This is a genomic window from Streptomyces sp. NPDC002018 (assembly GCF_042890865.1).
Lineage (GTDB): Bacteria > Actinomycetota > Actinomycetes > Streptomycetales > Streptomycetaceae > Streptomyces.
In genome coordinates, this window is record NZ_JBIASO010000021.1 from 38,502 (window position 1) to 52,202 (window position 13,701).

Genomic DNA, 13,701 nt, shown 5'->3' on the forward strand with positions numbered 1-13,701 from the left:
GGGGTGGGAAACTTGAGTGGTGGTCGGAGGATGGTGGATCCCAAGTCCTCCTGGCCCGTGCGAGATCTCAAAGGTCCGTCGCAGAAGGGGGATTGGATCGTGAAGGGTGACCGGGTGGAGATAGTCGTGGACGCGGGGGACACGACGCGTACGTATGAAGTGGTGGCGAGCAGGGCGGGCCGCCGGGTGGAGACGGCGGTGCGCCGGGGCGTGGTGGAAGTGAGCGAAGTCACCCGAAACGGGTCGGTGGTCCGGACGGCCCGCTTCATGGCCACGCGGGTCCTCGCGCTGGTCGAGCAGCCCATGCCACGGCAGGACGCCTCGGAGCGCCCCCTCCGGGACGGCCCCACCGCCTAGAACCGCGCCCCGGTGACCCGCCGGAGACATCCCCGGGGCGTCGCCTCGTCTCCGGGATGACCCTCGGTCCTGCGGCGTTCTCTCCACCCAGGGGAGTACTCCAGCGGCAGGAGGCTCATCCTCCGGGAGGCCCGGTAATCGGTACGCGGGCATGACGACCCGGGCCTGGCGCGTCCCTAGTGTGGAGGTTGAGCGGCGGGTGCAGCACTCGTCCCCCGAGGTCGACACTCGCCGCTCTCCGGACAGAACAGGGGAGAGGGACCATGGCGGGCACGGCACCGCGGGCAGCGATCCGTACGCAGGGACGCAGAGCGTTCGACGCGTTCGGCGGACGCCGGTCCGGACCGCGCCACCCGCTGGTGGCGACGGCCATGGTCCTTCCTCTGGCGGCACTGCTCGTGGTCGTCTTCGGCGGCTGGGAAGCGGTGGTCACACAAGCGTCGTCCGTGGGCGTGATGCTGGGGCGCTGAGCGGCGCCCCGGACCCGGGAGAGCGGCCCGGGTCGGGGACATCCGGCCAACAACCCCGTGGGGACGGGGGTGCGGCGGACGGCAGCGTTTGGCCGGTCAGCTGGGGAGCTGACCGGCCATCGCGCTGCCCGGACAACGGTACGCCTCCCGGGTGCCCCCCGACGCCTTTTCCCGCACAGCCGGCCGACACCGCGAACTGCCGGCCGGCGCCCTGGGACCCTGCGCCCCGGCACTAAGCGGACCCGACCCGACACGACAGGACAGGGGGAAGGGCCGGGGGCGTTTTCGGCGGGTGGGCGCCGATCGTAAGGTTCTCGTGGGAATTCATCGCATCGGGGGGCCATGACCGCATCCGTCGTCCACGCACTCGGCCGTGTCGCCCGCCGCGCCGCCCACGCGGCGGACCCCAGCCACGATCCCAGCCACGATCCCAGCCACGATCCCGGGACCGATCCCCGGGCGGACGCCGGGACGGCCCCCTCGCGCTGCCGTGCCTGCGGGCATCCGGAGGCCGTGCTCGCCGAGCGTGGCGGAGGAGTCGTCGTACGCCACGGGAAGGCCGTCGCCAAGGCGCACGCGGACGGTACGGATCCCGCCGGGCACCGCGCCAGGCTCGCCCTTGCCGCGCACCCGCGCCTCGCCGGGATTCTGCTGCCGCCGCTCCCGGCCGACGCCGGGACGGTGCACGGCCGCCCCGTCACCGCGTGGCCCTACGGGAGCCCCGTCGATCCCGCCGACCCCGACGCGGCCCCCTGGGAGGAGGCGGGCGCACTCGTCGCCCGGCTCCACTCCGTACCGCCGCGGAGCGTGCGGGCGGACGGCGGACTGCCCTTCATGCGCGGGCCCGCCAAGGCCGCCCGCGCCCTCGCCCGGATGCGGGCCGCGGGACCGCACCCCGCCGCCGGCCCCGTACGGCGTGCCTGGGAGCGGCTCCCCGCCTGGGCGCGCGACGAGGCGCCCCCGCCGGGGCCGCACACCCTCTGCCACGGTGACCTGCACCTCGGACAGCTCGTCCGCCACCCCGCCCCCGACGGCCCCTGGCTGCTCATCGACGTGGACGATCTCGGACTCGGTGATCCCGCCTGGGACTTGGCGCGCCCGGCGGCCTGGTATGCGGCGGGGCTGCTGGCGCCGGAGGTCTGGCAGCGCTTCCTCGGGGCCTACCGGGCGGCGCGCGGCCCCGCCGTGGATCCCGCCGTGGATCCTGCCCTGGAACCCGCTGGGGCCCCCGGCGCGGACCCCTGGCCACGGCTCGACATCCCCGCCCGCGCCCTCACTGTCCAGACGGCCGCTCTCGCCATCGCCAAGTCCGTCGCGGAGAACCGGGCGCTCGACGAGGTCGAGCGTCTGATGATCGACGCCTGTGCCCGAATCGCTTCGCTCCCCGCCCCGTTGGAGGGCCCTCGCTCGTCGTAGGCTGAACCGACCGTCGCCGGGCAGGTGTTCCGGCGATGACGGACGAACGGCGAGGAGCTGAGCCGACGATGCAGTGTCCCAAGTGTCACGCAGCGATGCACACGTACAACCGCAACGGTGTCCAGATAGAACAGTGCAGCGGCTGCCGGGGGATCTTCCTCGACTACGGCGAGCTGGAGGCACTGACCCGTCTGGAGTCCCAGTGGGGACAGCAGGCCCCGCCCGTGCCGCCGGCCCCGCAGGCCTACCCGGCCGCCCCCGCGCCCGCCTGGGGCGCCCCGCACCACGGCGGCCACCACGGCGGCCACCACCGGCAGAAGAGCTTCGGACGGATGCTCTTCTCCTCCTGAGACTCCTGAGACGGTACGACGAAGCCCCCGGCCGTCGAAACGGCCGGGGGCTCCGGACTGTGCGCGATACTGGGATTGAACCAGTGACCTCTTCCGTGTCAGGGAAGCGCTCTCCCGCTGAGCTAATCGCGCAGGTGAACCTGCGTTTTCCACACATTCCCGCGATCTTGGTTCCCGGGATCTCGCGATCCGGTGCGGGTACTGCGTGCGCGATACTGGGATTGAACCAGTGACCTCTTCCGTGTCAGGGAAGCGCTCTCCCGCTGAGCTAATCGCGCGGGAATCCAGAAGGATCCAGTGGACGATACTGGGATTGAACCAGTGACCTCTTCCGTGTCAGGGAAGCGCTCTCCCGCTGAGCTAATCGTCCTTGGAGGTGGAGACGGGATTTGAACCCGTGTAGACGGCTTTGCAGGCCGTTGCCTCGCCTCTCGGCCACTCCACCAGGAGCAGTGGGGACAGGAAAAGATCCCCCACATCGAGCGGACGACGAGATTCGAACTCGCGACCCTCACCTTGGCAAGGTGATGCTCTACCAACTGAGCCACGTCCGCCTGTCGTTTCCCGGACCGTCTGCACGGCCCGGCGACGTGTTGAACTCTAGCGGATTCCGGGGCCAGCACAAAAACGCGTTTCCGCAGCGTGCTGCGGTGCGTTCACCGTGCGTTCGGGCCGGAGCGGCCCAACGGGGCCTGTTCTAGACTCGCAACCGTGCACGACCTCGCTCCTTTGGCACGCTTCGGCGACCTCGTCGCCACCGGTCTGCTGGATGTCACCCATGATCCGGAGGCGCTCGACTCCGCCGGTTTCTGGGCTGTCGCCGCGGACTTCGAAGGCCGGCTCACCTGCGCCCGCTTCGGGGAGGTACGGACCGAACCCGTACCCGTTCCCGTACCGGGCCGGTGGCGCGGACCCGGTCCCGGCGACTGGACGTCGTCCCTCGATCACGCCGCGTACACCCAGGGGGTGCGGCGCATCCGCGAGCACATCGCGTCCGGCGATGTCTACCAGGTCAACCTCTGCCGCGTTCTCTCCGCGCCGCTGCCCGATCCGGCGGCCGCCGACGTCGACGCGCTGACATCGCTGCTCGCGCGCGACAATCCCGCGCCCTACGCCGGCACGATCCGGCTGCCGTCCCACGGTGTGGAGATCGCCACCGCCTCGCCCGAACTGTTTCTGGGGCGGGCCGGCCACACCGTCGAGTCCGGGCCGATCAAGGGCACCGGACGCACCGCCTCCGACCTGCTGGAGAAGGACTACGCAGAGAACGTGATGATCGTGGACCTCGTCCGCAACGATCTCGGCCGTGTCTGCGCCACCGGCTCCGTGACCGTCCCCGCCCTGTGCGCGGTGGAGCCCCACCCCGGCCTGGTCCATCTCGTCTCGACCGTACGGGGGGAACTCGCCGAGAAGGCCGGCTGGCCCGAGCTGCTCCCCGCCACCTTCCCGCCCGGCTCGGTCACCGGCGCCCCCAAGTCCAGCGCCCTGAGGATCATCGAGGAGCTGGAGACGGCGCCGCGCGGTCCCTACTGCGGGGGCGTCGGCTGGGTCGACGCGGACCGTGGCACCGCGGCCCTGGCCGTCGGGATCCGTACCTTCTGGATCGACCGTGCCACGGGTGCGGGACCCGTCCTGCGCTTCGGCGCGGGCGCCGGGATCACCTGGGGCTCCGACCCCGAGGGGGAGTGGGAGGAGACCGAACTGAAGGCGTCCCGGCTGCTCGCGATAGCGTCGGGCGTGTACGAGGCAACCGGAAGGACCGCGTCATGAGGATCTGGGTCAACGGCGGACTGCGGCCGGCCGAAGCCGCGCGGGTGTCCGTGTTCGATCACGGACTGACCGTGGGCGACGGAATCTTCGAGACGGTCAAGGCCGTCCACGGCAAGCCTTTCGCCCTCACCCGCCATCTGGACCGGCTGGCCCGCTCGGCCCGGGGCCTCGGGCTGCCCGAACCCGATCCGGACGAGATACGGCACGCCTGTACGGCCGTCCTCGACGCCAACCCGATGGAGCTGGGGCGGCTGAGGATCACCTACACCGGCGGACTCGCCCCGCTCGGCTCCGACCGGGGCGACGAGGGCCCGAGCCTGATCGTCGCGGCGAGCGCGACGAAGCGCCGCTCCGACACCACCGCCGTCGTCACCGTCCCCTGGACACGGAACGAACGCGGCGCGCTGACCGGGCTCAAGACCACCTCGTACGCCGAGAACGTCGTCGCCCTCGCCCGCGCGCACGAGCGGGGCGCCTCCGAGGCGCTCTTCGCCAACACCGTCGGAGCGCTCTGCGAGGGCACGGGCTCCAATGTCTTCGTCGTCCTCGACGGAGAGCTGCACACCCCGCCCCTCGCCTCCGGCTGTCTCGCCGGTATCACCCGCGCCCTGGCCGCCGAGTGGGCGGGCGCCCGCGAGACCGATCTGCCGATGGACGTCCTGGAGCGCGCGGACGAGATCTTCCTGACCTCCAGCCTGCGCGATGTGCAGGCCGTGCACCGGGTCGACGACCGTCAACTCCCCGGCGCCCCGGGACCGGTGACCAGCAAGGCGATGCGCCTCTTCGAGGAGCGCGCGGGGGCGGACCTGGACCCCTGAGGCCTGGGCGCCGCCGTCCCTGATCCTGGACGGCTGATGGCTGATGGCTGATGGCTGACGGCTGACGGCGGATGGCCGTCGGGCGCCGCCGTTCCCCGGCCCGCCCGGTCCGTGGCGGGGAAAAACGGCGGCTCCGGTCCGCAGGGCGGCGGCTCCGGTCCGCAGGGCGGGGACTCCGGTCCGAAAACCGGATGACTCGACCGCGTGTGGCGGGTACAACTCCCCTGATGACCACCACCCTGCGGCCGACCGGGCCGCTCCGGCAGACCGACGACGGCGGAAAGTCACGTTCCTACGAGGTATGCGTGAACAGCCGTCCCGTCGGGACGACAGAGATCGCCACGGAGCCCGGCTTCGGCCACACCGCCGGGAGCATCCGGGCGCTCCGGATCGACGAACCCGACCGGCGGCGCGGCCGTGCCACCGTCGCCGCGCTCGCCGCCGAGGAGGTCCTGCGCGGCTGGGGCTGCGCCCAGGTGCTGGCCTCCGTACCGCCCGACGCCCTGCCCGCGCTGCGCATGGTGGAGTCCCTGGGCTATGTCGAACGCAGCCGCAACATGGACAAGGAACTCCCGCCCGGACCGCCCGCCCTGCCCCAGGACGTGGCCGGCCGTCCCATGACGGAGGCGGAGTACGGCGCCTGGGAGGCGCGGGCCGTCGAGAACTACGCACGGAGCTGGATCGACCGGGGCACGCCGCCGGACCAGGCCTACGCGAAGGCGGCGGCCAGCCACCGCGACCTGCTGCCCGAAGGACCGGCCACCCCCGGCGCCGAGCTGTATGTCCTGGTCCACGAGGGACGGAGGGTCGGCCATGTCTGGGTCGCGCCCCGCGAGGTGCGCCCCGGCAGGCCCGGATCGTATGTGTACGACGTGGCCGTGACCGAGGACCAGCGCGGCAAGGGGTACGGCCGGGCGCTGATGCTGCTCGCCGAACGGATCGCCCTGGAAGCCGGTTCGACGCTGCTCGGACTCCATGTCTTCACGGGCAACACCCCGGCGATCGGGCTGTACACATCACTCGGCTACCGGACGACCCACCTCAACTTCTTCAAGCAGCTCCTCTGAGCGCCCCGCACACCGGCCTCGCGTACGCCCGCGTACCGGCCTCGCGTACGCCCGCGTACCGGCATCGCTGCTCCGCGACTCCGCGCACGACCTCAGACGGCCAGTAGCCGGTCGGCGATCTCCTCGATCCGGGCGCGCAGCCCCTCCTGGCTCCCGCCGCCGTCGAGGAGCTCCCCGCCGATCCCGTACGTCGGGGTGCCGGTCACCCCGATCGCCTTGCCCTCGGCCTGATCGGCGTCGACGGCCAGGAGATGGCGGCCGTCGATCAGGGCGGTGTCGAACTCCTCGGCGTCCAGGCCCAGCTCACGCGCGATCTTCAGCAGGACGGGCTCGCCCCCGGCGGTCAGCTCCGCCGTCCTGGCGAGGAGGGCCTCCGCGTACTCCCACCCCCTGCCCTGCTCCGCCGCTTCCTCGGCGGCCTGCGCGGCGGCGTAGGCGTGCCGGTGCCGCTCCAGCGGGAAGTGCCGCAGCCGCGTCTCCAGCCGGTCGCCGTACCGGGCGCGCAGCGCGCGCAGATCCTCCACGGCGGTGTGGCAGTCCGGGCACTGGAGATCGAACCAGACGTCGAGGACGACGGGTCCCGCGGTGGTGAAGTCGCTCATGGCGGCAGTCTCCCAGCACGTGGCGCCCCCGCCCAAAACCGGGACCTGGGGAGGACACCGTCCCCCAGATCTCCCCGAGATCCGCCGGCCGGCGTTCCGCACCGTGGCCCCGAGCGGGTGGTCAGGTGCAGGATGGAGGACGGGAAGGTGTTCGGCCGACGACCCGCTCTGCCTGGAGGACCTGATGATTGCCGAGACCATTTGCTCCGCGGTGTCAGCAGCGGGTGTGGGCATCGCCGCGATCACGGCCTACCGCAAGCGATTCCTCGCCGCGACGCGGATCCTGGCCTACGCGCTGGTGCCGGTCGCCCTGGTGATGACGGGCCTCGTGAAGTGGGCCGCCGGTACGGCCTTCAGCCTGACGGCGTGGGTGGGTTTCGCTCTGCTCGCCGTGGCGTGGCTGCTCTTCCTGACGACGCGCGCGGTGGAGCGGCGCGGCGGCCGGACCCGTAAGCAGCGCAGGGAGGCCGCGAAGGCGGCCCGGCAGGGGGCGGTGGAGCCCGCCGCGTCCGCACCCTCGCTCGGCCCCGGCGGCGGGACCGTCGCCCGGCCCAAGGCCGACGAGCGCGCGGCGCAGCCCGGTGACGACTTCAGCGACATTGAGGCCATCCTCAAGAAGCACGGCATCTGAGACAAGCGCGACGTCTGAGGCAAGCATGGTGTCTGAGACAAGCGTGGCGTCCGACCCGCCTCCGGGGCTCTGCGCGCCTCCTCCGCGCTCCCCCCGACGATCTTCGCGCCCCCCGTCCACCGGGTGATCGCGCGAGAGGATCGCAGGTGAGCGGCGTTCCGGTGGCGGTTCCAGTGATTTGTCCACGGAATAGGATGAACTCCCGGGCCGAAAAGGCCTCTTGGTCATGGGCGTGCTCCGGGGTACGTCATGATCGCCCCGAGATGCTCGATACCTCCCGGGATGAAGCCCCGGTACCCACCGATGAGCAGCGCGGTTGCCTTTTCGCGCTGTCCCAGCCGCCGTTGATGATCTTCCTGACGGTGATCGGCTCGCTGCTGCTGATGGCAGCGGTGCACGATCTTTTCCTGCTGTGAGTTTCAGCCGGCCGCTTCCTTGCGGCGAGCCCGGTACGCGGCCACATGCAGCCGGTTGCCGCAGGTGCGGCTGTCGCAGTAACGGCGTGAGCGGTTGCGCGACAGGTCGACGAACGCGTGCCCGCAGTCCGGGGCCTCGCAGCGGCGCAGCCGCTCCTGTTCGCCGGCCACGACCATGAACGCCAGCGCCATACCGCAGTCGGCGGCGAGATGATCGGCGACCGAGGCCCCCGGCGCGAAGTAGTGCACATGCCAGTCGTAGCCGTCGTGGTCGGTGAGCTGCGGAGTCGTCCCCGCGCCCGCGACCAGCCGGTTGATCAGATCGGCCGCGGCGCGGGCGTCGGCCGCCGCGAAGACCTCCGCGAAACGCGCCCGTACGTCCAGTACGGCCCGCAGATCGCGCCGGCCCAGCTCGCTCACGCCGCTGAGGTTGTGGCTCCGTACGAAGCCGTACAGCGCCTCGATGTCCCCGAGACCGTCGGAGGTGCCGTTCCGCGTACCGCCCGTGCCACCCGTGCCGCCTGTGCCGTCGTCGGGGGCGGTGTTCACCAGATCGACCACCGTGTCGAGGGCGATCCGGGTGTCGTGGGGAATCAGCACGCTGCGCTCCCTGGCCTGCCGCGAGCCGGTGCCCGCCGAATCCCGCTGACTTTAGCGGCTGCCCCGAGCGGCCGGGCGGGGAACGGGCCGTCGGCCGGCACACCGACGCGGGAACGCATCGGCGCCGGCGTCGCGGTGGGTTCCGCGGCGTCGGCGCCGGTGTCCTCCTGTATGCGATTGTCCGCGCGGCGCCGTCTCCCCGAGTAGGACGGCGCCGAGCAGCCCTCTGCCTGGCTCAGCTCTCGGCCAGGATGTGTGAGAGCTCCGTATCGAGGTCGAAGTGACGATGCTCGGTGCCCGGTGGCACCGCGGCGTCGGTCCTTTTGAGGAACGACTCCAAGGCCCGCGCCGGGGCCTCGAGCAACGCTTCTCCCTCCGGGGAGCTCAGAGCAATGCAGACGACGCCCTGACCGTGACTGCGGGACGGCCAGACCCGGACGTCGCCCGTGCCGGTGGGCCTGTGCAGCCCCTCGGCGAGAAGGTCGCGGGCGAAAACCCACTCGACCGTCTCCTCGGCTCCGGTGTGGAAGGTGGCGTGCACGGCATAGGGATCGGCCGTGTCATACCGCAGGCCCGCAGGTACAGGCAGTGAGGACTCGCTCGATACAACGAGGCGCAGGTGCAGCTCGCAGCTGACCGTGGTGTTCATAAGCGCCAGGGCCTTTCGCTCAGTGTGCGCTCGGGGATTCGCACGTCGGCGAATTCGACATGCCACCTATGGTGCCGTTGTAAACCCCTCTGTCTCTTTTGTGCGCCTTCAGGTACCTCGTACGGCGGTGTATGACTTCAGGTCATACGGCCATTCCAGTGATGTGAGGGGTTCGGGTAGGTTGGGCCTTATGCATGCGGAGAGTGACGAGCGGGGGAGTGTCGTCGTACCGACGACCGCCGGACCCGCCACGGGGGATGTGACGGAAGGCCCGGGGACCGCCCCGGAGCGTGAGCTCGGCTCGCGCGCGCCGGGATTCATCCAGGCGTCGCGGACACTCCATCTGAGCTGGCAGGTCGGCGTCTTCGTGGTCGGTCTCGCCGTGGTCGGGGCGGGCGCCGCGATGCTCGTCCTGCCCGGCCCCGGCTGGCTGGTGATCTTCGGCGGGATGGCGATCTGGGCGACCGAGTTCGTCTGGGCCCAGCTGGTGCTGCGCTGGACCCGGCGCAAGGTCACGGAAGCGGCCCAGAAGGCGCTCGATCCCAGGGTCCGGCGGCGGAACATGATCCTGACCACTATCGGTCTGGTGATCATCGCCGCGCTGCTCGGGATCTACGTCTGGAAGTTCGGGATCGTCATGCCCTGGAAGATCGCGGCCTGACCCGGCACGCGTCGTGGGACGCCGCTGACATCGGGTAATGTGTGCGGTGCACCCGGGGCGATTAGCTCAGTGGGAGAGCGCTTCGTTCACACCGAAGAGGTCACTGGTTCGAACCCAGTATCGCCCACCCGGAACCGAGGCCCCGAAGACCGACAGGTCTTCGGGGCCTCGCCCGTTCCCGGTACGCGTGCCGTCGCCGGTGCGTCCCCGTTCCCGGTACGCGTGCCGTCGCCGGTGCGTCCCCGTTCCCGGTACGCGCCCCGCCTCCGTGCGCCCCGCCTCCGTCCGCCCGCTCAGCGCATGCGGCCCAGGCTCCGGCGCACCCTGCGGGCGTCCTTGAGGCGCTGTTCGTAGGTGGCGCCCACCGCGAGCAGCAGCAGTCCCGCCAGGGCCGGCGGCAGCCAGCGCGGCAGCGCTCCCACGACCTGCACGACATACGGCGCCAGCTCGTGCACCGCCACCAGACCCAGGACCGCGCCGCCCAGGACCAGCGGCGCCTGGAGCCCCGTCCTGGCGCCCACGAGGGTGAGGGCCAGGGCGCCGAGGCCCAGCAGCAGCGGCCGCGACCAGTGTGTGTCGCCCCACGCCGCGAGCAGGCTCGGCAGCAGCGTCGCCATGAGTCCCGGGCCGTACGCCGTCCATGAGGAGGCCCGTGGATCGCGACGGCGCCGCAGCAGCCCGACCAGGAGCGCGGGGACCGTCACGGGCAGGGTGTACGCCTCGGGCACCGACACGTCCGAGGCGGCCAGCCGGACCCAGGCGGCCAGGACGAACAGCGCGGTGGCGGTGTACCCGGCCACCGTGCGGCGCTCCGGGCGGACCGCCGTGCCCGCCGCGATCACCCCGCACAGCGCGAGCACCAGCGCCAGTCCGGACGCCCGGCCCGAGGCGAGGAGCACCGCGAGGAGAGCGGCTCCGGCCGCCGTGATCTCGACCGGGGCCGCCACCGGACGCGTGTACGGCCGCGCGCCCCGGACATGGCCCAGCAGCGCCACCCCCGCGGGCACCACGAGAACGGCCAGGGCCGTGTGCCCGGCGGGCAGTCCGGCCGCCGCGCACGCGGTCGCCACCAGCGCGGTCGTGTACCCGACGGCCGTACCCGCGAGGATCGCCGCCACCGGCCGGGCTCCGCTCCGTACGCGCGCGGGCGCCTCTGCGTCACGTGGTCCCTCCGAGGGCGGGGAGTCCGCGCGGACCAGGGCCACCACCCGGACCACGGCGGCCCCGGTGAACAGGGCCGCCATGACGCCGAGCGCGGTCACCGTCGCCGCCCGGGTGCCGAGCGACATCAGGGAGCCGCCGACCGAGCCCGTCAGGGCGCAGCCCAGCGCGGTCAGCGCCACCGGTGAACCCCCGGGGACCCGGGGCCCTACGACCACCGCGAGCGCCGCCGCCGTCAGCATCTGAGGCACCGCCACGGCGAGCGGGTAGCCGGCGTCCAGGGTGAGCGGCAGCACCAGGATCCCCGCCCAGCCGATGGCCAGGGAGCCGCAGAGGGCGGGCGTACGCGCGCCCGTGGGAACGCCTGCTCCGGCGGCCCCGCTCTCCGGCCGGGCACGGTGGGCGACGGCCGCGAGCACCACGGCCGTCGTCAGCAGCACCACCGGTGCCGCGGGCGGGCGCGGCCACGCCACGGCCGGCATCCCCGTCCAGATCTCCGGGACCGCCACCACCCCGCCCAGCAGCGCGACGGCGACCGACGGCAGCGCCCACAGCACCGACAGGGCTCCGACCGCCCCCGCCGCCGCGGCCGCTCCCCGGACCACGGCCCGGGGCAGCCGGGTCCGCACCACCGTCACCAGCGCGGCGCCACAGAACAGGTACACCGGAACGGCCCAGCCGTCCGGCACGGCCGTACGCGGCACCGCGCCGCCCCCCGCGACCGCCGCCAGGCCCGCCACCGCCGCGCACACAAGAGCGACGGCTCCCCCGCGCAGGGCCACGAGCAGCCCCAGGGCCGCGCCCGCGAGCAGCAGGACAGCCGGCCCGAGCGCTGCCAGGGGCGTTCCCGCCGACACGGACAGCGCCCCCGCCGTCAGCAGTGCCCCGGCCCCCGTCGCCCCGGCGGCGGCGCCCGCGAAGCCCCGTACCGTACGGGATCCCGTCCGCGGAACGAGCGCCGTGTCCAGCGCCGCCGTCACCAGCAGCGCCCATGCCACGGTCAGCGGGGCGGCGCCATCGGCCAGTGCCCAAAGCGGCAGCGGGAGTTGAGCCGTCAGCACGGCCACGGGCAGCGGGCCGCGCAGGGCGCCCAGAGCCGTTCCATACCCGGCCCAGAGTGCGGCGAGCACGGCGGTGGCGGCGGCCGTGTACCCCAGCGCGTCCGTCCCGGGCAGCCCCACCCGGTACAGCGCGTACGCGTCGAGGACGGTCAGCACCAGGCCCAGCGCGGCCACCGCCTCCGCGGTCGAGCCGAGCCCCCGGCGCAGCAGGGGCACCGGCGCCGCCAGCGCCAGGAGGGTCACGCCGGTGAGCACCGCCGCACGGCCGCCGATCCCCATCCGGCCCCAGCTCACCAGGGTGAAGGCGATCGCGGCGACCGCCAGCAGCACCCCGCCGAGGACGAGCAGCGCGTTCTGCGCGTGGGGCGGAGAGGTCTCGTGGGGGCCGCTCGCGGCGTGCCCGGCTGATGAGGCCGAGGCGAGATGCGGGGGCCGAGCGGGCCGCAGGGGCGCGGTCGGCGGCGCGAAGGGATCCGGCGCCGCGAAGGGCTCCGGCGGCCGGAGGGCCACCGCACTCAGCAGATAAGCCCTGCGCGCGAGCAACTGACCCCTGCGCGCGTCGAGTCGGACCAGCTCCTGGTCGATGGTCGCCAGCTCCCGGGCGGGCGGCGGAGCGTTCTTCATAACAGCGAGTGTGGTCCGCGCCACACGCCACGCCATGGGCTGCCGTACTCAGATACGGCGGTGAGTACCCGGCAACCGGTTTGAAGGACACCCGCCGGGACCTGTATGGTTCAGTGCGTTCCCGGGCGATTAGCTCAGTGGGAGAGCGCTTCGTTCACACCGAAGAGGTCACTGGTTCGAACCCAGTATCGCCCACCGGGAGAGGCCGGTCCGTCCCCGACGGACCGGCCTTCGCGCGTTCCGGGCAGCCGAACAGGACAGGCACCCGGCTCCGGGTCAGGCGGCAGCGGCGGGCAGTTCGGGCCGCAGCGGCCAGGCCGGATCCACCGACTCCTCCGTACCGTTGCGCGCGAACCACGCCTGGAGACCCCGCGCCTGCGCCGCGTGCCAGACGGCCTGGAGCGTATGCAGCTCCGCCGCGCTCAGCCGCTCCATCCGCGTCGCGAACCGGCGGCCGACCGCCCGTACCACCTCCAGCGCCGCCGTCGCGTCGACGGCCGCGTCATGCGCCCCCTCCAGCTCCACCTCGTAATGGGCGCAGAGGTCGGCCAGGGTCCTGCGGCCCTTGCGGTACCGGTCGAGATGCTTGTCCAGGACACGCGGATCCAGCACACAGAGCGGGACGTTCTCCAGACGGCCGGCCAGGGACGAGGCCCGGTGACGCCGTAACTCACGGTCCAGCAGGGTCAGATCGAACGGGGCGTTCATCACCACCAGTGGATGCCCCGCCGCGCACTGCTCGGCCAGCGCCCTGGACATCTCCTCGATCGCGGGCGCCGGCCAGCGGCCGTTGCGGTGCAGGAAGTCGTCGGTCAGACCGTGCACCTCGGTCGCGGCCGGGGGCACGGGCACGCCCGGATCTATCAGCCAGCGGGTCACCCGGGGCCTGGCACCCGCCATGTCCTGGACGACGAGAGCGGCCGAAACGATCCGGTCCTCCTCGACGTCGACCCCCGTCGTCTCGGTGTCGAATGCGGCCAGTGGTCCCTCATACCAACGCGTCATCCCCGAACTCCTCGCGCATGAGCGGCAGATGGCGTCACGCCAC

15 protein-coding genes and 7 tRNA genes are annotated in these 13,701 nt (G+C 72.6%); 12 read left to right on the top strand and 10 right to left on the bottom strand.

Features of this window, described 5'->3' with window-relative positions; all coding sequences use genetic code 11:
• The first annotated feature begins 99 nt into the window (after window positions 1-99).
• The 4 genes from ACFYYH_RS28175 (at window position 100) to ACFYYH_RS28190 (ending at window position 2,593) form a co-directional block, all read left to right on the top strand.
• On the top strand, window positions 100-357 hold the full coding sequence (locus tag ACFYYH_RS28175; protein ID WP_388556612.1) for a hypothetical protein: 258 nt from the start codon (window positions 100-102) through the stop codon (window positions 355-357).
• 263 nt (window positions 358-620) lie between these two features.
• Window positions 621-827: a hypothetical protein gene (locus tag ACFYYH_RS28180; protein WP_388556615.1), complete on the top strand. Its 207-nt coding sequence runs from the start codon at window positions 621-623 to the stop codon at window positions 825-827.
• A 342-nt stretch (window positions 828-1,169) separates the two neighbouring features.
• Window positions 1,170-2,243, top strand: coding sequence for a phosphotransferase family protein (locus ACFYYH_RS28185; RefSeq protein ID WP_388556617.1), 1,074 nt, complete (start codon window positions 1,170-1,172; stop codon window positions 2,241-2,243).
• A gap of 68 nt (window positions 2,244-2,311) precedes the next feature.
• Window positions 2,312-2,593, top strand: a complete 282-nt coding sequence (locus ACFYYH_RS28190; protein ID WP_388556619.1) for a zf-TFIIB domain-containing protein — start codon at window positions 2,312-2,314, stop codon at window positions 2,591-2,593.
• Window positions 2,594-2,653: 60 nt separating this feature from the next.
• On the opposite strand, the gene ACFYYH_RS28195 is transcribed toward ACFYYH_RS28190, so the two are convergent.
• The 5 genes from ACFYYH_RS28195 to ACFYYH_RS28215 form a co-directional block, all read right to left on the bottom strand.
• Window positions 2,654-2,725: transfer RNA gene (locus ACFYYH_RS28195), tRNA-Val, on the bottom strand.
• 74 nt (window positions 2,726-2,799) lie between these two features.
• Window positions 2,800-2,871 (bottom strand) — tRNA-Val (locus ACFYYH_RS28200).
• A gap of 20 nt (window positions 2,872-2,891) precedes the next feature.
• Window positions 2,892-2,963: transfer RNA gene (locus tag ACFYYH_RS28205), tRNA-Val, on the bottom strand.
• A gap of 1 nt (window position 2,964) precedes the next feature.
• Window positions 2,965-3,038: transfer RNA gene (locus ACFYYH_RS28210), tRNA-Cys, on the bottom strand.
• 36 nt (window positions 3,039-3,074) lie between these two features.
• Window positions 3,075-3,147: transfer RNA gene (locus ACFYYH_RS28215), tRNA-Gly, on the bottom strand.
• Between the two features lie 157 nt (window positions 3,148-3,304).
• On the opposite strand from ACFYYH_RS28215, the gene ACFYYH_RS28220 reads away from it, so the two are divergent.
• From ACFYYH_RS28220 to ACFYYH_RS28230, 3 genes are all read left to right on the top strand, one after another.
• Entirely contained in the window at window positions 3,305-4,363 is a 1,059-nt protein-coding gene (locus tag ACFYYH_RS28220) for a chorismate-binding protein (protein WP_388556621.1), read from the top strand.
• Window positions 4,360-5,181, top strand: coding sequence for an aminotransferase class IV (locus tag ACFYYH_RS28225; protein ID WP_388556624.1), 822 nt, complete (start codon window positions 4,360-4,362; stop codon window positions 5,179-5,181). The genes ACFYYH_RS28220 and ACFYYH_RS28225 overlap by 4 nt, the downstream gene beginning before the upstream one ends.
• A gap of 227 nt (window positions 5,182-5,408) precedes the next feature.
• Window positions 5,409-6,248, top strand: coding sequence for a GNAT family N-acetyltransferase (locus ACFYYH_RS28230; RefSeq protein WP_388556627.1), 840 nt, complete (start codon window positions 5,409-5,411; stop codon window positions 6,246-6,248).
• Window positions 6,249-6,340: 92 nt separating this feature from the next.
• Here the strand turns inward: ACFYYH_RS28230 and ACFYYH_RS28235 are convergent, their stop codons facing one another.
• Window positions 6,341-6,850, bottom strand: a complete 510-nt coding sequence (locus ACFYYH_RS28235) for a DsbA family protein (protein WP_388556630.1) — start codon at window positions 6,848-6,850, stop codon at window positions 6,341-6,343.
• A 184-nt stretch (window positions 6,851-7,034) separates the two neighbouring features.
• Between ACFYYH_RS28235 and ACFYYH_RS28240 the strand changes: the two genes are divergently transcribed.
• Together ACFYYH_RS28240 and ACFYYH_RS28245 are read left to right on the top strand one after the other, a co-directional pair.
• Entirely contained in the window at window positions 7,035-7,481 is a 447-nt protein-coding gene (locus ACFYYH_RS28240) for a hypothetical protein (RefSeq protein ID WP_388556633.1), read from the top strand.
• A gap of 263 nt (window positions 7,482-7,744) precedes the next feature.
• Window positions 7,745-7,897, top strand: coding sequence for a hypothetical protein (locus ACFYYH_RS28245; protein WP_388556636.1), 153 nt, complete (start codon window positions 7,745-7,747; stop codon window positions 7,895-7,897).
• A 3-nt stretch (window positions 7,898-7,900) separates the two neighbouring features.
• Here ACFYYH_RS28245 and ACFYYH_RS28250 read toward each other — a convergent pair whose 3' ends face one another.
• Complete coding sequence (locus ACFYYH_RS28250; protein ID WP_388556639.1) at window positions 7,901-8,497, bottom strand: CGNR zinc finger domain-containing protein; 597 nt, start codon at window positions 8,495-8,497, stop codon at window positions 7,901-7,903.
• Window positions 8,498-8,732: 235 nt separating this feature from the next.
• On the bottom strand, window positions 8,733-9,146 hold the full coding sequence (locus ACFYYH_RS28255; protein WP_003959770.1) for an SsgA family sporulation/cell division regulator: 414 nt from the start codon (window positions 9,144-9,146) through the stop codon (window positions 8,733-8,735).
• A gap of 190 nt (window positions 9,147-9,336) precedes the next feature.
• On the opposite strand from ACFYYH_RS28255, the gene ACFYYH_RS28260 reads away from it, so the two are divergent.
• Both ACFYYH_RS28260 and ACFYYH_RS28265 read left to right on the top strand, forming a co-directional pair.
• A complete protein-coding gene (locus ACFYYH_RS28260; protein ID WP_388556643.1) occupies window positions 9,337-9,807 on the top strand; it encodes a TIGR02611 family protein in 471 nt (156 codons plus the stop codon).
• Window positions 9,808-9,862: 55 nt separating this feature from the next.
• Window positions 9,863-9,934: transfer RNA gene (locus ACFYYH_RS28265), tRNA-Val, on the top strand.
• A gap of 166 nt (window positions 9,935-10,100) precedes the next feature.
• Here ACFYYH_RS28265 and ACFYYH_RS28270 read toward each other — a convergent pair.
• Window positions 10,101-12,653 (bottom strand): SCO7613 C-terminal domain-containing membrane protein, encoded by a 2,553-nt coding sequence (locus tag ACFYYH_RS28270; protein WP_388556646.1) that lies wholly within the window; start codon window positions 12,651-12,653, stop codon window positions 10,101-10,103.
• Between the two features lie 123 nt (window positions 12,654-12,776).
• On the opposite strand from ACFYYH_RS28270, the gene ACFYYH_RS28275 reads away from it, so the two are divergent.
• Window positions 12,777-12,848 (top strand) — tRNA-Val (locus ACFYYH_RS28275).
• A gap of 81 nt (window positions 12,849-12,929) precedes the next feature.
• Here the strand turns inward: ACFYYH_RS28275 and ACFYYH_RS28280 are convergent.
• Entirely contained in the window at window positions 12,930-13,658 is a 729-nt protein-coding gene (locus ACFYYH_RS28280; protein ID WP_388556649.1) for a 3'-5' exonuclease, read from the bottom strand.
• Window positions 13,659-13,701: the final 43 nt, after the last annotated feature.